The organism is Paraoerskovia sediminicola, assembly GCF_030296575.1.
GTDB lineage: Bacteria > Actinomycetota > Actinomycetes > Actinomycetales > Cellulomonadaceae > Paraoerskovia > Paraoerskovia sediminicola.
Window position 1 is genome coordinate 1,825,163 of the sequence record NZ_AP027729.1, and the last position, 16,366, is coordinate 1,841,528.

Genomic DNA, 16,366 nt, shown 5'->3' on the forward strand with positions numbered 1-16,366 from the left:
CGTGGAAGATAACCGGACGGTCCTCATGACCGCACTCGCTCCCGTCGCGTGGGGGAGCACCTACCTCGTGACCCGCGAGTGGCTGCCCGCCGACGCGCCCCTGTGGGGCGCCGTCCTGCGGGCGCTGCCGGCCGGGCTCCTGCTCCTCGCCCTGCGACCCCGACTGCCCCACGGCCGCTGGTGGTGGCGCTCGGCGGTGCTCGGCACCCTGACCTCGGGCGCGTTCTACGTGCTCGTCTACGTCGCCGCGCAGCTGCTCCCGGCGAGCGTCGCCTCCACCGTCATGGCGGCGTCGCCCGCCGCGCTGATGCTGGTCGCGTGGCCCCTGCTGTCCCAGCGGCCACGGCTCCTCGCGCTGACCGGCGCCGCGGTGGGCGTCGGGGGAGTCGCGCTGCTCGTGGGACCAGGCGGCGGGGTGAACCCGCTCGGCGTGGCCGCCGCGGTCGCAGCCATGCTCATGTCCGCGGTCGGGTACGCGCTGACGACACGCTGGGCCCGCGACGTCGACCTCGTGGCGTCGACCGCGTGGCAGCTCGTCGCCGGCGGCCTCGTCGTGCTGCCCTTCGCCGTGCTGGTCGAGGGCGGCCCGCCGGCCGTCGGTGCGCCCGGTATCGCGGCGTACCTCTACGTCGCGGTCGTCGCGACGGCGCTCGCGTCCGTCGCCTGGTTCGGTGGCCTGCGCAGGCTCCCCGCGGGCACCGTCGGGCTCCTCGGGCTGCTCAACCCCCTCACCGGCGTGCTGCTGGGCGTGCTCGTCGCCGGGGAAGTGCTCGGTGTGTCTGGAGTGGCGGGCATCGGGCTCGTCCTCGCCGGCGTGGTGCTCGGCCGCCCGCGCCCCGCGCTCCAGGGCAGGACGGGTCGGCGCTCCCGGCCCGCCGCCGTCCCGTCAGCCCTCGGTGCTGCCCTCGAAGAGCCCGACGACGTTGCCGTCCGGGTCGGTGAACACGGCCCACCAGCTCGTCGGCGTGATCTCGGACTTCGCCATCTGGACGGCACCGCCGAGCTCGGTCACCTTCGCGAGCGTGTCGTCGATCGAGTCGACCTCGACGTAGCTGCGCGGCTGCGTGAACCCCTCGCTGCGCGGGGCCAGACCGCCGCCGCTGACCCCGTTCGGCGCACCCCACATGGGGTAGCCCTCGAACCCGGGCACCTCGGCGATCTCCCAGCCGAACAGTCCGCCGTAGAACCTGGTCGCCCCGTCCATGTCGGCGACCGGGATGTCGATGTGTGTGATGTCTCCGTGTGCCACGACGTCTCCTCGGTGCTGTCATACCCGCCTGGCGGGCAGGTTCGCCCGTCCCCTCGAGGCTAGGACCGCGCCCGGGGCGGCGCCATCCCTGCGTCACGCGCGGGCGGGGCGTGCTGCCGACGTGAGCCGCGCCGTCCGGCACGACGCGCGAGGTGCGGGTCCCCGTGGGCCGACCTACGGTCGAGCCTCCGGACCGACGGACGATGGGAGTTCGACATGAGGGCAAGGGCAGCGTTCGTCATCGGCGGCGCGATCGGCTACGTGCTGGGCACGCGCGACGGGCGGGAGCGGTTCGAGCAGCTCCGCGCTCGCGCCGACGAGCTGTGGCACAGCGACCGGGTGCAGGACGTCGTCGGGCAGACCCAGGAGAAGGTGAGCAGCGTCGCGAAGGAGCAGGGCGCGGCACTGAGCCAGAAGGTCTCGGACGTCGCCAAGGAGCAGGGCTCCGCCCTGGTCGACGCAGTCGTCGAGAAGGTGCGGGGCGGCTCGGGAACGGGGCCGGGCGCCCACCGGGCGGACGACGCCCCCGCCGCGGGAGGCGAGTACCGCATCTGAAGGTCTGGTCAAGAGCACCTCCGTCGGCGGAGGATCATGGGCGCATGCGACGCGACGTGACCTCCCACCTGTCCATCGACGTGACCTCGCCCGTCACCCTGGCGTTCGCCGTCGCGGTCGTGGAGGCGAACGAAGCCGACGAGACCCTGACGATCACCCTGGACGGCGACCCCGTCGTCCCCGAGGAGACGCTCGACGAGCACGGGTCGCGGCTGCACGTCGTCCGGCCCGGCGTCGGGCGGCTCGTCGTCGACTACCGCGCGACCGTCCTCGACCGTCACCCCGACGCGGTGACTCCCGCGCCGACGACGGCGGAGTGGCTCCGATACCTGCGACCGAGCCGCTACGCGGAGTCCGACTCGCTCGCACCGACCGCCGCCGCCGAGTTCTCCGGCCTCAAGGGCGCGGACCTACTTGCCGGGGTCTCCTCGTGGGTGGGGACCCACCTCGAGTACGTCCCCGGGTCGAGCCTCCCGACGGACGGCGCCGAGCAGACGCTGCTGTCCCGGCAGGGCGTGTGCCGGGACTACGCGCACCTCGTCGTGGCGCTGCTGCGCGGCATGGACGTGCCCGCGCGCCTCGCGTCGGTGTACGCGCCGGGCCTCGACCCGATGGACTTCCACGCGGTGGCCGAGGCCTACGTCGACGGAGGGTGGCACGTGGTCGACGCGACGACCCTCGCGCCCCGCGAGTCGCTCGTGCGCATCGCGACCGGCCGCGACGCCGCGGACACGGCGTTCATGAGCGTCTACGACGGGTTCGCCGACCTGCAGGAGATCTGGGTGACCGCCGTCGTGGACGAGCTGCCCGAGGACGACGTGCACGCTCTGGTGCGGCTCGGCTGAGTCATGTCGGGGACACTGGACGTCAGCACTGTCCGCCGAGACGAGGAGTCCTAGGTGCCCCAGGGAACTGTCCGATGGTTCGACGTCGACCGAGGGTTCGGGTTCATCGACCTCGGGAACGACGCCGAGGACCTGTTCGTGCACGCGTCCGAGATCGTCGGCGACGACGGTCCGAAGCAGCTCCGCGAGGGGCAGGCCGTCGAGTTCGAGGTGGGTGAGGGCGCCCGTGGCCCGCAGGCGCGTCGCGTCCGCGTCACGGGCGACCGTGCCGCCGACGCGCCGCTCGGCGTGCTCGGCACCGTCACCTGGTACGAGCCCGCCAAGGGCTACGGGTTCGTCACGCCCGAGGACGGCGGTGGCGAGGTCTTCGTGCACAGTTCCGCCATCGTCGGGGGTGGCGTGATCTCCGAGGGGCAGCGGGTCGCGTTCCTCGTCGTCGACGGGGAGAAGGGGCCGCAGGCGGACCACCTGCTCCCGCTCGGGTCGGAGCCCGCGCGGCCGGCGTCCGACGGCGCCGACGGCACGGTGTCCTGGTACGAGGACGCGAAGGGCTTCGGGTTCATCGCGCCCGACTCGGGTGGCGCGGACGTCTTCGTCCACGTGAAGGCTCTCGGGCCGGGGCTGACCGAGCTCGCCGAGGGCGCGCGCGTGACGTACGACGTCGTCGACGGCGACAAGGGGCCGAACGCCCGGAACGTCCGGCTCGTGGGGCGCTCAGGGGGTGTCCGTGGCGCTGAGCGCGGTCGCCCGAGCCGTCCGTCCGACGGGCCGGTGCGCGGAGGCGAGGGCACCGTCGCGCGCTACGACGCCGATCGCGGCTTCGGGTTCATCGCCCCCGACGCCGGAGGCGCGGACCTGTTCGTGCACGTGTCGGTCGTCCGGGGCGTCGAGGCGCTGGAGGAGGGCGACCGGGTCCGGTACAAGGTGCGACAGAGCGACCGGGGGCCGCAGGCCGACGCCGTCGAGCTGCTCTGAGCCGGGGGTCCGGCGGGTCTGAGCGGGCCGGCCACGTCGAGCGTCGCGAGAGTGTCGTTCGCGGGGTCGGCGCCCGACGTGGACCCCGCTGACGACACTCTCGCGGGGATTCGCACGCGCCCGGGAGCAGGCCCGCGCGCCTACGCGGCCCTCGCGCCGCCGTCCGACACGACATCTGTAGGTTCGCGCGGAACCTGACGGACGGGCAGGGCTGTGAACTGCGGTTTCGCAACAGCGTGTCGTAGCCGGATTCTCACTAAGGTGGCGGAATCCTCGGCCCAGCATCGCAGCCTACGGGCTCGCTGTCGGCGGCCGCTCGATCCGGGCGGACATGCTCGTCGGGCGCTGTGGGAGGCAAGCCCTACGATCCGGCCATGACGACCGCAGCAAAGCAAGGGACGAACCAGCGCGCGGTATCGGAGCCCGTGACGTTGCGCAGCCTTGGCGCGCGCTACGACCCGCAGCACCATGGCGTATACGTGACGGCGCTACAGACTGCGATCGACTCCGAACCTTCGATGCGGAACATCGCGCTGACCGGGGCGTACGGCACGGGTAAGAGCAGCGTGTTGAGCCAGATCGCGGACCTGTACGAAGACCGTGTGCTCGAACTTTCGCTATCGACAGTCGGCCCGGACATCGATGAGACGGACCGGGCACCAGGCGATGCCACGGCGTCTTATGTCAAGACGTTGCGCATCCAGAAGGAGATAGTCAAGCAGATCCTGTACCGGGACGCGCCCGCGCGCACCCGCGGTTCACGGTTCCGGCGTATCGCGCGGTTCCAGATTTGGCGCGAGCTCGGCGTCGGGTTCGGTGTCGGTGTGGTGGTGCTGGGCCTACTGTTCCTGAGCGGCCTCAGCAAGCCCCTCGTCGCGGTCGCCACCGACAACACGGCCTTGACGGTCCTGGCCTACCTCGCGCTGCTACTCGTCCTAGCCAGCGTGGTCGTGATCGTTCGGTGGGCAACGCACAACCGAGTGTTCCTGGAGAAGTTGAGCGCAGGCCCGGCGACGGTGTCGTTGGCCACGACGCAGCCGACGAGCTACTTCGATCAGTACATGGACGAAATCGTCTACTACTTCGAGCAAAGCGGTCGCGACATCGTGATCTTCGAGGACATCGACCGCTTCGATGAGGCGCACATCTTCGAGACGCTGCGGGCGTTGAACACGCTGCTGAACGGTGCTGAGCAGGTTCGCTACAGGCGAGGGCACTCACGCCGCCAGCAGCGCAGACGCGCGAAGAACAATCGGCGCAAGCACATGACCACGGAACTCCCCCGACCCCAGACGTGAAGTTCATCTACGCCCTGCGCGACAGCGTTTTCGAGAGACTCGGCACGGCCCAGGACACGGGACTGGACGACGCGGCCGAGCAGGAGGTCAAGCGCGCGAACCGAACGAAGTTCTTCGACCTTGTGATCCCCATGGTCCCGTTCATCACACATCGCAACGCCCGAGATTTGATGGTCGAGGAGATGGCGGGCACGGGTGTTTCGCCTGAGCTCACGGACCTGGCGGCGAGGCACGTGGCGGACAAGCGCTTGATCGTGAACATGCGCAACGAGTACGACGTGTTCGCAGACCGGTTGCTCGGCCGGCCGAGCACGGTACCGGGTCTGGATGAGGACCGTCTGTTCGCGATGATCTTGTACAAGAGCGTACACATGGGTGACTTCGAGGCGATCCGGTTCGGCACGAGCAAACTCGACCTGCTCCACACCCACTGGCAGGACCTGATCGAGACGTGCGTCGACGCCCTGACCGGCCGATCTCAGGCGCTGGCGCAGCAACTTGCGGACCTGGACGCGGTGGCCGCCCGCAGCGAGCGGCTGGGGGCACGACTTTGGCACGTCTGCCTCGCAGGTGTACCTCGAGCGAACCAGGTGCAGATCGTCGTTCGAGGGAATGCGTACGACTTTGAGGGCGTGAAGACGCCGGCGTTCTGGCGATCGGTAATCAAGGGCCAGCAGACCGTCGAGTTCCGCAACTCAAGATACTCGTTTTCGCACGCGATGAAATTCGAAGAGTTACAACTAGTCCTGGGCGAAGGCCTGGACGCGGAGCGGTGGACTCGTCAGGACCGCGCTCAGCTTATGCGGAAGCAGGCCGCGATTCCCGCAAAGCTCATGTTCCTGCGACACCACTCCTGGCAGGAGATCTATGCCCGCCCCGAGTTCACGGCCGAAATTGACCCTGAACATGGACCGGAATCTTTCCGTGGGCTAACTGACCGCCTGCTCGGGTCCGATCTGGCACGCGATCTTGTCGCGGGCGGGTTCGTGAATGACTACTTTGCCCTTTACATTTCGATGTACTACGGACGCCACCTGCGCCGGGACGCGTTGAACTTCATCGTCCACGCCTTGGACCAGGGTGAGCCGAGCCTGCTGTACCCACTCGATGACGAGGACGTAGAGGCGATCTTGCGGGACAAGGGTGAAGGCGTCTTGCGTGACCGGCGGATCTACAACGTCGCAGTCATGGACCACCTACTGCAGATCGACGACGAGCGCACCGATGTTCACATTTTGCAGGTTGCGACTTGGGGCGCACCGGAGCGACGTTTCGCAGCCCGTTACCTGGCCAGTGGAAATTCGCCCGTCGCATTCGTCGCGGCACTTGCGCCTTATTGCACGGTAATTTTTCCGTACCTCCTGGGCGAGTCCATTGAAGTTAAGGATGGGCTGCGAGTCCGGTTGGTCGACGCAGCGCTGGGGCACCTGGGCGCAAACCAGGAGTATGAGTGGGATGAGGTCGTCGTAGATTTCATGCTTGCCCACTACGACAGGTTCGACACCCTAACGGACGCGGCAACACTAGCTGAGGCGACCGCAAGGGCGATGGATTTCATTGCATCGATGAAGGTCGAGTTGCCCGACCTGGTGGGTCTGAACCTCGCTGCGCGCCAAGCGGCGGCCGACGAGGGCACGTACCAGGTAAACGCGAGGAACTTGCAATTTCTGGCTGATCGCGATTCCATCGCTTTAGACGTGCTCTTTGCCGCCGATACGCGGATCTACGACACCGTTGTCGAGCGCCTGGACGACTACCTCGACGTCGTCCATGGAGCACACCCCAGCCAACACACCGTGGACGGCGCCGATCGCCTAGCACCCGTGCTCAGCAGACTTCATTCCAATCCTGACAGTCTCGATAGCATGTTGGACCTGGACCGCGTGGTGCACCTGGCCGCACCCGAAGCGCGGGTGCCGACCATCACCGATGCACCCGCTGTCGCATGGCCCGTACTGGTCTCCGAGTGCCGGACCGATCCCAGCGCGGCGAACCTCATCGCGTACCTGGACCAGCCTCGGATACTGGACGAGAACGTGGGCCGTCTGCTCAAGGACGTCGAATCGTTCGTGCCGGGTGTTCCGGTTGATCCGAGCGACCGCCGGCGGTTAGCAGTATCCGTGATCAACGCCAGTGAGCACCTGCCTTCGCCGACCCAGCGCACACACCTGGCGGTCAGTCTGGACTTAGAGGACTATCTCGACGTCGCCGAGTTGGAGCCCCAGGTCGGCCTACTGGCTGGACTGCTTATCGAGGCCGACATCATCGAGGACGAGGCCGCGACCTTCATCGGGCCGTTCCTCGACGATTGGTCCGCGCGCGAGCACGCCATCACGAAGTCCGCGGCCTTCTCGACTTTTCTCGACCCTCAGGTACTACCCGCTAAGCACCTCGCGCCATTCTTCACGAGCACCCGCATCGACCCGGCGCTCAAGACGGCGGTGCTTGAACGGCTGGGTGAGTTCCTGCCGGTCGATGCGCGAGACGCCGCGAACGCTGCCGGTCGCCATGCGCTCGCGCGTCGCGTCGAACTAGGATTCGAACATCTACAGGCATTGCACGCCGGAGCAGCCGACACGGCGATCATGGTTGAGCTCATCTCAAGAGGTGCGAGCCTTTCGGACGACGAACTGCGCGGGTCGCTGCGCCCGATGGGCACCCCTTACGCGAGTATCGCCGACCCTGGCACCTCGCGCCCTCTGCTACCGCACGATGAGGCGCACCGCACGATCGCGGCCCGGCTCCAGGCAGCGGGCGTGGTCAGCAAAGTCGTCGAGGAGAAGGGCGGCCTACGGTTGTCGTTGTTCCGCTCGGTTCAGCACCGGTAGTGGGGACCGACGTTTGCGCTTGCCAGCGGCCCGCACGTTGCCGTTTACCGCGCGGTCATGGTGCGGGTGGCCACTCCCGCGGGCGGGAGGTGGCGGCTTCATGCAGTCGAGACCGGACTGCCCGTGCTGACGGCTTGTCGTCGAGGTGACGGTAGTCGAGGTAGGTGTGCCCCGTAGGTAGCGCGGCGTCCCCGACGGAGTCATCAACCGCGCGGGTTCCGGCTGCCGTGATCTCGGAGAGGCTGACGCCCCAGGTGCCTGCTGTGTTTCCACCGCGTGCTAAGCGCTCCTCGTAGGCGAGCTGGGCACTGGCCTTCTCCGATCGTGCACCTGAGAGCTTGCCGTTGTCCCCGGTCGACTCCCGGAACATCTGGACCGACGGGACGCCGCCATCGAGGTAGTTGGGGTGGCACTGCCGCCAGTAGAACTCGTCGAGCTGGTCGAGTTCGGTCTCGTGTGGTTCGAGTGGCACGAATTGGTTCGTCTCGGTCATGACGCACCGTCGAGCATCTCGGAGACGACACGAGCGGTTGCGTAAGTGTCGACCTGCCACATTGTGTCCTCGCTGCCGTCGGTGTTCAGCACGAAGATCTCCTGGACGCGGTCGAAGATAGTGACTTCAACCCGCGATCCTGGTCCGTGCCACTCGAGTTGTACGCCGCCAGCTGGAGTTGGATAGATCCGCGGCAGCGAGACGTGAAACTCGGTGAGCGCCGAAAGGAGCGCGCGAGCGGCTTGGAGGGACTCACTATCGATCGGCGATCCTTCGCCGTCGAGCCATCCCGCGGGCAGCGCAGCCAGTTCCGCCAGTCGCTCGGTGCCCGGAGATGCCGCAGCAGAAGTGGTTGGCGCCTGGGGCACGCTCAGGACCGCCGCGTGGATCATGGCTCCGATCTCGGTGATGATCCTGTCGGCGTCGGCGTGGCCGGAGGCGATGTAGTCGGCGATGGCGTTGTGGGAGTGCTGGTTGGAGAAGACTGCGTCGATGACGGCGTCGGGCAGGTCGGGTGATTCGAGGAACTGGGCGCGGGAGTTCGCTTTGGCTTGGTCGACGAGGGCTTCGTCCTCAAGGAGGACAGCGCCGAGGGTGTCGACGAAGCCTTCGACCTGGCTTCGGGAGAACTCGGAGCCGAACAGGTCGTTGAGGCGGTCGATGACGGCCTGGAACGCGACAAGCACAGGGTCGGGGGTGGAGCCGGAGCCGGCGGCGACGACGCCTCGTAGTCCGGTGCCGTCCCCGAGGGTGATGTCGAGCTGTTCGCCCTTGGTGTACTTGATCTTCTTGAGCACGACGTCGGACAGGTCGATCTCCGCGGTCTCCGACGGTGAGCGGAGGTAGCGCTCGAGCAGGCGCAGGAAGATTGCGCGTTTCTCGAGCTGGGTGTCGGCGTAGTCGACGACCTGGCTCATGAAGTCGTAGAGGCGCACGAACGTGGCGACGTCCTTGCGGAACTGGTCCAGGGCCTCGACCTCGGCGGTGTCGTCGCGCTTGAGGGCGTCGGTGTACCGCTTGGCGTACTCGTCGCGGGCTGGCTTGATGGTCGCTGCGAGGGCGTTGTTCCCGGCACGGCTGATCCACGCCTGTGTGCAGGCGTCGACCTGGGCGTCGGTGAAGATGGCGGCCTGGTCGAGCTTGGCGGAGATGTCGTGGACGATGTTCGGGTCGGTCGTCGTCTCCAGGCGCGCGTCGGTGTAGTACGGCTCGAACGACGCTCGGATCTCCTCGGGGTCGTTGACGAAGTCCAGGACGAACGTGACGTCCTTGCGCTCGCCCGACGGCGCCCGGTAGGTGCGGTTCAAGCGGGACAGGGTCTGCACGGCCAGGACGCCGGAGAGGCGCTTGTCGACGTACATGGCGCACAGCAGCGGCTGGTCGAACCCGGTTTGGAACTTGTTGGCCACGAGCATGACCTTGTACTGCGGGCCGGCGAACGCCGAGGCGATCTGCGTGCCGACCTTGGTGGGGTTCATCGAGGTCTCGGTGAACGGCTCAGGCCCGGTCTCGGGGTCGTCCACCGACCCGGAGAACGCGACCAGCGTGCCGATGTCGGTGTACCCGTGCTTGGCGATGTAGGCGTCGATCTCGGTCTTGTAGCGGACGGCGGCCTTGCGGGAGTCGGTGACGACCATCGCCTTGGCGTGCCCGTCGAGCAGGTGGGCGACGTTCTGGCGGAAGTGCTCGACGATGATGGCGCACTTCTGGGCGATGTTCGTCGGATGCAGCTTGACCCACCGCATCAGGCCCTTGGTCGCGACCGCCTTGTCGACCAGCAGGTCCTCCAGCGCGTCCTCCGGCTCACTCGCGCCCCGTGGGCGGGCGTCGGCGGTCTCGGGTCCGACGGCGGTCTTGCGGGCGATCTCGAACGCGGTGTCGTAGGTCTGGTAGCCGCGCAGGACGTCGAGGATGAACTCCTCCTCGATGGCCTGCTTCATCGTGTAGGTGTGGAACGGGTGCGGGATGCCGTCCGCGTCCGGGGTGCCGAAAAGCTCGAGGGTCTTGGCCTTTGGGGTCGCGGTGAACGCGAAGAACGACACGTTCGGCGTCGTGGCCCTCGCGGCCATCTGCGCGGCGAGCTGGTCCTCCACGGACACTTCTCCGCCGTCGTCCAGGTCCGCGCGCTCGGCATCGGAGAGGATCTCGCGGATCTTGCCCGCCGTGGCACCTGACTGCGAGGAGTGCGCTTCGTCGGCGATGACGGCGAACTTCTTGCCCGCCAGGCCCTGGTTCTGCGCGATGGCTTCCATCGCGAACGGGAACGTCTGCAACGTGACGACCACGATGAGCTTGCCGCCCGTGAGGGCCTGCGCCAGTGCACCGGACTTGGAGCCGTGCTTGCGGGCCTCGACGTCGTCGACCGTGGTGATGATGCCCTCGCCCGACGCCGAGCCCGTGTCCGCGGCGTCGATCTGCCGCACCGCGGCCTGGAGCTGGTCGTCCAGCACGGTGCGGTCGGTGACCACAATGACGGTGTCGAACACTTTGTTGTCGTGCTCGTCGAACAGGCGGGCCAGCCGGTGCGCTGTCCATGCGATCGAGTGTGTCTTGCCCGACCCGGCCGAGTGCTGGATCAGGTACTTCTGCCCCGGCCCGTGCTCACGGGCGTGCGTCACCATCTGGGTGACGGCCTCCCACTGGTGGAAGCGGGGGAAAAGCAGCGTGGTGGACTTCTCCACCGCGCCGGTGATCGGGTCGCGGCGGTCGCGGGTCTCGACGTGGCAGAACTTGCCCAGGATCATCAGCCAGTTGTCCCGGTCGAGGACCTTCTCCCACAGGTACGACGTCGCCGACCCGGCCGGGTTCGCAGCGTTGCCCTTGCCGCCGTGCCCGTCGCCAGCGTTGAACGGCAGGAAGTACGTCTTGGGACCCGCCAGCTTCGTGGTCATCCAGACTTCCTCGTTGGACACCGCGAAGTGCACCAACGCCCGGCTGCCGAACCCCAGCAGCGGCTGCACGTGCCCGCCGGGATCCTTCGGGGCGCGAGCCGTCTTGTACTGCTCCTTCGCGTCATCCACCGACTGGGTGAAGTCCGTCTTGAGCTCCAGGGTCGCCACCGGCAGACCGTTGACGAACAGCACCAGGTCGATCGACCGGGAGTCCTTCGTGGAGAAGTGCACCTGCCGCACCACCCGCACACGGTTAGCCGCATAGGCCGCCGTTGTCGTCGCGTTCAAGGTCGTGGCCGGCTTGAACTGGCACATCCGCAGCGACGACGAGACGTGCTTGAATCCGCGCCGCAGCACGTTCAGCGTCCCGCCACCCTGCGCGACATCCGTGTCCAGCACCTTGCACAGGCGGTCCAGCAGCGCAGCACGCGCCTTCGGCTCCTGCGATGTGCCCGCCTTGATCGCCTTGGCGAACTCGGCCGGCTGCGTCGCCTCCAACCACGCGAACACGTCGTCCGGGATTAGCGCCCGCTCGGCGTCGTACACAGCGCCCAGCTCGTGGTCCGACGGCGAGTACAACCAGCCATTCGCCTCCAGGTGAGCGCACAGCTCCGCCTCGAACGACGCCTCTTGGTAGTTCGCCATCACGCCCCCACCGTGGCAGCACGCCAGGCCGTGCGCACGTCGATCCGCCCCGTCACCGCGGCCGTGATCAGTGCCGCCCGACGCTCCCGCGCTAGGCCGATGTGCTCCTCGGTCTTCGCGATCAAGGCGTCGATGCGGGTCGTCTGCTGATCGAGGTACGCCGCGATTTTTTCTTGGGCCCCTAGTGGCGGAAGTGAAATCTCAAGTCTGCCGACGTTCGCTACCGAAATTCTTGGCAGGCCCGCGCCACGCATGAATGCGGTCGCTTGGTGCCGAGTCGGGGCCGCGCGCAGAGCATACTCAACGAACCGACTCGATGCACGGCTGGGCCTCACGCTGATGATCACGAGCGACGACGCGACGACGAAAGGGTGATCACTCAGTACCACCGCAGTTGTCCCGACAGTGCCATCCTTTGCGAACAGGATGTCTCCGCGACTGGGTCGACAGCCTGTCTGGACCATGTATGCAAAACTTTCGTCTGACGTCTTGAGGGATCCGTCGAAGTCGATCGACCCGTTCTTGATATCCCGCGTAGAAACGAAGTCGTGCTTTCCGTTGATCGTGTCAGGCGAGATGTGGGCTCCATCGGTGATCGGCCGAGTGATCCGCTTCAGCGGCACACGCTTTGCATCCGGCGGATTAGTGGCAGCGGTGATGACGGCGTCACGGCGTTCGCGGAGGGTGTCGATGAGCTGGGTCTGCTTGCCGATCAGCGTGTCGATCCGCGACGTCTGCTCGTCCAGGAAGTCCGCGATCGCCCGCTGCTCAGCCATCGGCGGAATCGGAATCTTGGTGGCGCCGACCTGTGAGGCATTCAGGTTGTCTTGCGTATTGCTGCGCACCTCGCTCAGAAGGGTGGGACGCGCCGCCCTTAGGGCATGGGCGAGGAAGCGCCCCTCCAGCCTTCCAGAGTCCGGAGCAAAGCCGACCAGGGCTTGGTTCCACGTTGCTCGCACGCTGAGAGTCGAGACCTCTCCCACGCTCGCATACATCGCAAGTAGCACGGTCCCCGGTCCGCCCACAGGAAGATTCTTCGACTCGATCGCCGGCACCGTGACGGACTTCGCCGTAGACATGACGACGTCTCTTCGGCTCATGTCTCCGATCGCGACCCAAGGGACGCCGTCGGTCGCAACGCCGTCGAGCCACAACGAGGGGTCCGCCGAGTCAGGTGTGCCTCCCGCGAAGATTCGCGACAACCACTTGAGGCGGACATTCGGCCAGGGTGCGGAGTCACCGCCGCTCACGCCTCGACCTCCTGGAGGAGTTCCATGATCTCGGCGACGACCTTGTTGAGGTCGGCGTCGATCTCCTCGAGCGGGCGCGGGGGGACGTAGGTGTAGAAGTGGCGGGTGAAGGGGATCTCGTAGCCGACCTTGGTCTTGGTGTGGTCGATCCAGGCGTCGGGGACGTGCGGGCGGACCTCGGCGTCGAAGTAGGCGTCGATGATGTCGCGGGCGGTGCCGTCGGCTTCGGCGGTCTTGGTAGTGTCGTTCCAGCCGAAGGGGATGTTCTCGGTGTCGCGGAGCTTGGTGTCGGGCTCGGGGTTGCCCTTGGCGTCGCGGACCTCGTCGGCGGTCTCGTCGCGTTCTCCGAGGGCGAGCCAGAGTGCCCGCCGCTGCGGCAGCGTGAGGGTCACCCCGTTGGATCCGAGGTGCTTGCCCACGACGGCAGAGAACTCGTCCTGGTTGCGGTAGACATCCTCACCGAACGCTGGCAACACCTCGACGAGGCGGCCGCGGTCGACGGCTTTGAGCTTCGACTCTTCACGCACCCGTTCGAGGCGTTCGGGAGTGCAGGCGAAGTTCAGCCGCAGTGGACGCTCGACCGTGATGGTCCAGTAGCCGAAGTCCTCGTTGTCGAAGATCTTCGAGGTGTCGCTGGTCTCGAACGCGTCGTAGGTCGCGACGATCGCAGTGCGGTCGGCGTCGCTGATCTCGACCCGCTTGGAGCCGAGGGACTTGCGCATCTTGGTCGATCGCTTGGACGCGTCGATGAGCTGGACCTTTCCGCGCCGCTCGTCGGCCTTCGTGTTGTCCAGCACCCACACGTACGTCGAGATACCGGTGTTGAAGAACATGTCGTTCGGCAGCGCGACGATGGCCTCGACCATGTCGTTCTCCAGCAGCCAGCGGCGGATCTCCGACTGCCCTGACCCGGCACCGCCGTTGAACAGCGGCGATCCGTTCATGACGACGCCCACGCGGCCGCCGCCCTCGCCGCGCGGGCGCATCTTGGACGCCAGGTGCAGCAGGAACAGCATCTGACCGTCACCCACACCGGGCAGGCCGGGCCCGAAGCGTCCCGCGAATCCGAGCTTGTGCTCGTCCTTGACGGCCTTCTCCGCGGCCTTCCACTCGACCCCGTAGGGCGGGTTGGACAGGCAGTAGTCGAAGGTGCGCCCCGGGAACTTGTCGTCGGCGAGGGTGTCGCCGAGCTTGATGTTGTCTGGGTCCTGGCCCTTGGCGAGCAGGTCGGACTTGCAGATCGCGTACGACTGCGGGTTGATCTCCTGTCCGTACAGGCGCAGCCGTGCGTCCGGGTTCTGCCCCCGCAGGTGCTCATCCGCCAGCGAGAGCATGCCGCCGGTGCCAGCCGTCGGGTCATACACCGTGCGGATGATGCCCTTGTCGACCAGGCCCTCGCCGTCCTCGGCGAAAAGCAGGTCCACCACGAGGCGGACCGCGTCGCGGGAGTGAAGTGGTCGCCCGCGGTGGCGTTGGACGCTTCCGCGAACCGGCGGATCAGGTCCTCGAACAGGTCACCCATGTCCGAGTTGGACAGCACGTCCGGGTGCAGGTCGACCTTCGCGAACCGCTCCACCACGATGAACAGCCGGTTCTTCTCTGCGAGGTCCGCGATGACCTCGGTGAACTTGAACCGGTCGAAGACGTCGATCGCCGAGGAGAACGAGCTCACGTACTCCGTGAGGTTCGCCTCGAGGCCGTCCGGGTCGGCGAGCAGCGTGTTGAGCGTGAACTTCGAGGTGTTGTAGAAGCGCAACCCCGTCGCCTTGCGAACCTCCGAGGCGCGCCGCAGCTCCGAGTCGACGCCCTCGATCAGGCCGGCGATCTGCTCCTTGTGAGGCTCGAGGATCGCGTCCAGCCGGCGCAGGATCGTCATCGGCAGGATCACCGACCCGTACTCGTGCTGCTGAAACGGGCCACGCAGTTGGTCCGCGATCGACCAAACGAAGCTGCTGAGCTTGCTCACAGGATGCGTCCTCGACTTCCCAGCGCGCGGGCGCTGTCTACGGCGACTGTCTGCGGCGAGGCTACCGGTGGGCCGGTCAGGGCCCGGCGCGACGTCCCGGGTGAAACGACACCAGGTCGCGCCCGGCCTCCAGCGAGCGCTCCTCCGCGACGCTACGTAGCGTGGCTGCGCTGGGTGACCGAACGTGGCCCTCGGACAGCGGAGAACATCGTGCTCAAGAAGACGTGCCTTGCGGCGGCTTGTTTCGTGCTCGCCGCTGCCGCGACGGCCTGCGGTGCTGGCGGCGGTGCAGACGCCCCGGCCGCGTCACCAACGGCCTCGCCACGCGCCCCATCCCCGACCACGGCCACACCGGAGCCAAGCCCAACGCTGTCGGGACCGGAGACCAAGCAGCTTGGCGAGAAGGTCAGGCTCGACACGGCCGCCGTGAGGATCGACTCGGTGGAACAGCGCAACTCCATCAAGGGAGAGTTCGGCGAGGACCTCAAGCCCGACGGCGACGGGACGCTCTGGCTCTTGTAGATGTGGTGGAAGAACACCTCCAACGACGCGGTGTCGAAGGTCTGCTGGGGTCCCGACACCCTTGGGCTGAAGGTCTACGACACCCAGGATCGCGAGATGCTCCTTGACGACAACTCGGGCTTCATCCCGGGCAACGAGTGCAGTGACGGGCTGATGACGGGCCAGTCGGGCGACTGGTATCAGGCGTACCAGGGCCTCAAGGGCGCCGAGGCGTCGTATGCAATCCTCCAGGACTACACCGGCGGCGACCCCGTGGCGGTCGTCTTCGACGATGACACCTTCCTGACCTATCAGGACTGAAGCGCGTGGTGTTCCGCCCTGGTTCTGGCCGAGTCCTGGATGAGTAGGGTCCGCGCGTGAGGCTGATGCAGATCGAGCCCGGTGCCATCGGGGCATGGGAGATCGAGACGTTCATGTCCGGTGCTTATCGACTCTCGATCCCCGCGGACGGGCGGCCGTCGGTGGTCGAGCTGGCAATGCCAGGTGAGGAGCAAGGCGCCGAGGCGGTTGGGCTCCTGGCGTGGGGGCGCTTCGACGAGTTGACGGGTCTTGGGGCCGGTGTCGTCGTCGGCGAGAGCATGCTCTTGGTGCTGAATCAGCGTGAGGCGTCGGGTGACTACACGACCAGGATCACCACCAAGGTGGTGCACATCCTCGAGGACCGCGAGGTCGGGTGAGATCTAGAAGTCCAGGTCCCAGGTAGCGAGCCGCCTGCGGGCCCCGTTCGCTTCCACGAGCGAGTGGCGGGCATGGGGAGCGAGCGGCCCCCTGAGCCTGCGCACCTGGCTCGCGGACTCCGGTCGTGCGACGGCCTCCGCAGCAGCCAAGAGGTCCGTGATCAGTGCGCGA

Annotated in this window: 13 protein-coding genes and 2 pseudogenes; 9 read left to right on the top strand and 6 right to left on the bottom strand. The window is 67.2% G+C overall.

Going from position 1 to position 16,366, the window contains the following annotated elements:
• Positions 1-25: 25 nt before the first annotated feature.
• Positions 26-763: pseudogene (locus tag QUE47_RS08510) on the top strand (EamA family transporter); the annotation flags it as partial.
• A gap of 123 nt (positions 764-886) precedes the next feature.
• Here QUE47_RS08510 and QUE47_RS08515 read toward each other — a convergent pair.
• Positions 887-1,249: a VOC family protein gene (locus tag QUE47_RS08515; protein WP_286219442.1), complete on the bottom strand. Its 363-nt coding sequence runs from the start codon at positions 1,247-1,249 to the stop codon at positions 887-889.
• A 216-nt stretch (positions 1,250-1,465) separates the two neighbouring features.
• Here QUE47_RS08515 and QUE47_RS08520 point away from each other — a divergent pair, with 216 nt between their 5' ends.
• The 5 genes from QUE47_RS08520 to QUE47_RS08540 all read left to right on the top strand — a co-directional run bounded on the left by QUE47_RS08520 (position 1,466) and on the right by QUE47_RS08540 (position 7,750).
• Positions 1,466-1,804, top strand: a complete 339-nt coding sequence (locus QUE47_RS08520) for a YtxH domain-containing protein (protein ID WP_286216931.1) — start codon at positions 1,466-1,468, stop codon at positions 1,802-1,804.
• A gap of 44 nt (positions 1,805-1,848) precedes the next feature.
• Positions 1,849-2,649, top strand: coding sequence for a transglutaminase-like domain-containing protein (locus tag QUE47_RS08525; protein WP_286216932.1), 801 nt, complete (start codon positions 1,849-1,851; stop codon positions 2,647-2,649).
• Positions 2,650-2,703: 54 nt separating this feature from the next.
• Positions 2,704-3,624, top strand: coding sequence for a cold-shock protein (locus QUE47_RS08530; RefSeq protein ID WP_286216933.1), 921 nt, complete (start codon positions 2,704-2,706; stop codon positions 3,622-3,624).
• A gap of 374 nt (positions 3,625-3,998) precedes the next feature.
• On the top strand, positions 3,999-4,922 hold the full coding sequence (locus QUE47_RS08535) for a YobI family P-loop NTPase (RefSeq protein WP_286216934.1): 924 nt from the start codon (positions 3,999-4,001) through the stop codon (positions 4,920-4,922).
• Positions 4,919-7,750 carry a YobI family P-loop NTPase gene (locus QUE47_RS08540; protein WP_286216935.1) on the top strand — a complete coding sequence of 944 codons (2,832 nt, stop codon included), beginning with the start codon at positions 4,919-4,921 and terminating at the stop codon, positions 7,748-7,750. The genes QUE47_RS08535 and QUE47_RS08540 overlap by 4 nt, the downstream gene beginning before the upstream one ends.
• A 55-nt stretch (positions 7,751-7,805) precedes the next feature.
• Here QUE47_RS08540 and QUE47_RS08545 read toward each other — a convergent pair whose 3' ends face one another.
• The 5 genes and pseudogenes from QUE47_RS08545 to QUE47_RS16775 form a co-directional block, all read right to left on the bottom strand.
• A complete protein-coding gene (locus QUE47_RS08545; RefSeq protein ID WP_286216936.1) occupies positions 7,806-8,222 on the bottom strand; it encodes a hypothetical protein in 417 nt (138 codons plus the stop codon).
• Positions 8,223-8,239: 17 nt separating this feature from the next.
• Positions 8,240-11,779, bottom strand: a complete 3,540-nt coding sequence (locus tag QUE47_RS08550) for a type I restriction endonuclease subunit R (protein WP_286216937.1) — start codon at positions 11,777-11,779, stop codon at positions 8,240-8,242.
• The gene (locus tag QUE47_RS08555; protein ID WP_286216938.1) at positions 11,779-13,029 is read right to left on the bottom strand and encodes a restriction endonuclease subunit S; all 1,251 of its coding nucleotides are present in this window, start codon (positions 13,027-13,029) and stop codon (positions 11,779-11,781) included. The genes QUE47_RS08550 and QUE47_RS08555 overlap by 1 nt, the downstream gene beginning before the upstream one ends.
• A complete protein-coding gene (locus tag QUE47_RS08560) occupies positions 13,026-14,456 on the bottom strand; it encodes an HsdM family class I SAM-dependent methyltransferase (RefSeq protein WP_350227506.1) in 1,431 nt (476 codons plus the stop codon). The genes QUE47_RS08555 and QUE47_RS08560 overlap by 4 nt, the downstream gene beginning before the upstream one ends.
• A 197-nt stretch (positions 14,457-14,653) precedes the next feature.
• A pseudogene (locus QUE47_RS16775) lies at positions 14,654-14,995 on the bottom strand (type I restriction-modification system subunit M N-terminal domain-containing protein); the annotation flags it as partial.
• 210 nt (positions 14,996-15,205) lie between these two features.
• On the opposite strand from QUE47_RS16775, the gene QUE47_RS08565 reads away from it, so the two are divergent.
• The 3 genes from QUE47_RS08565 to QUE47_RS08575 are packed head-to-tail and all read left to right on the top strand — an operon-like array spanning position 15,206 to position 16,194.
• Positions 15,206-15,517 carry a hypothetical protein gene (locus QUE47_RS08565; protein ID WP_286216939.1) on the top strand — a complete coding sequence of 104 codons (312 nt, stop codon included), beginning with the start codon at positions 15,206-15,208 and terminating at the stop codon, positions 15,515-15,517.
• Positions 15,518-15,817, top strand: a complete 300-nt coding sequence (locus QUE47_RS08570) for a hypothetical protein (protein WP_286216940.1) — start codon at positions 15,518-15,520, stop codon at positions 15,815-15,817.
• Positions 15,818-15,873: 56 nt separating this feature from the next.
• Positions 15,874-16,194: a hypothetical protein gene (locus tag QUE47_RS08575; RefSeq protein WP_286216941.1), complete on the top strand. Its 321-nt coding sequence runs from the start codon at positions 15,874-15,876 to the stop codon at positions 16,192-16,194.
• Positions 16,195-16,366 lie beyond the last annotated feature (172 nt).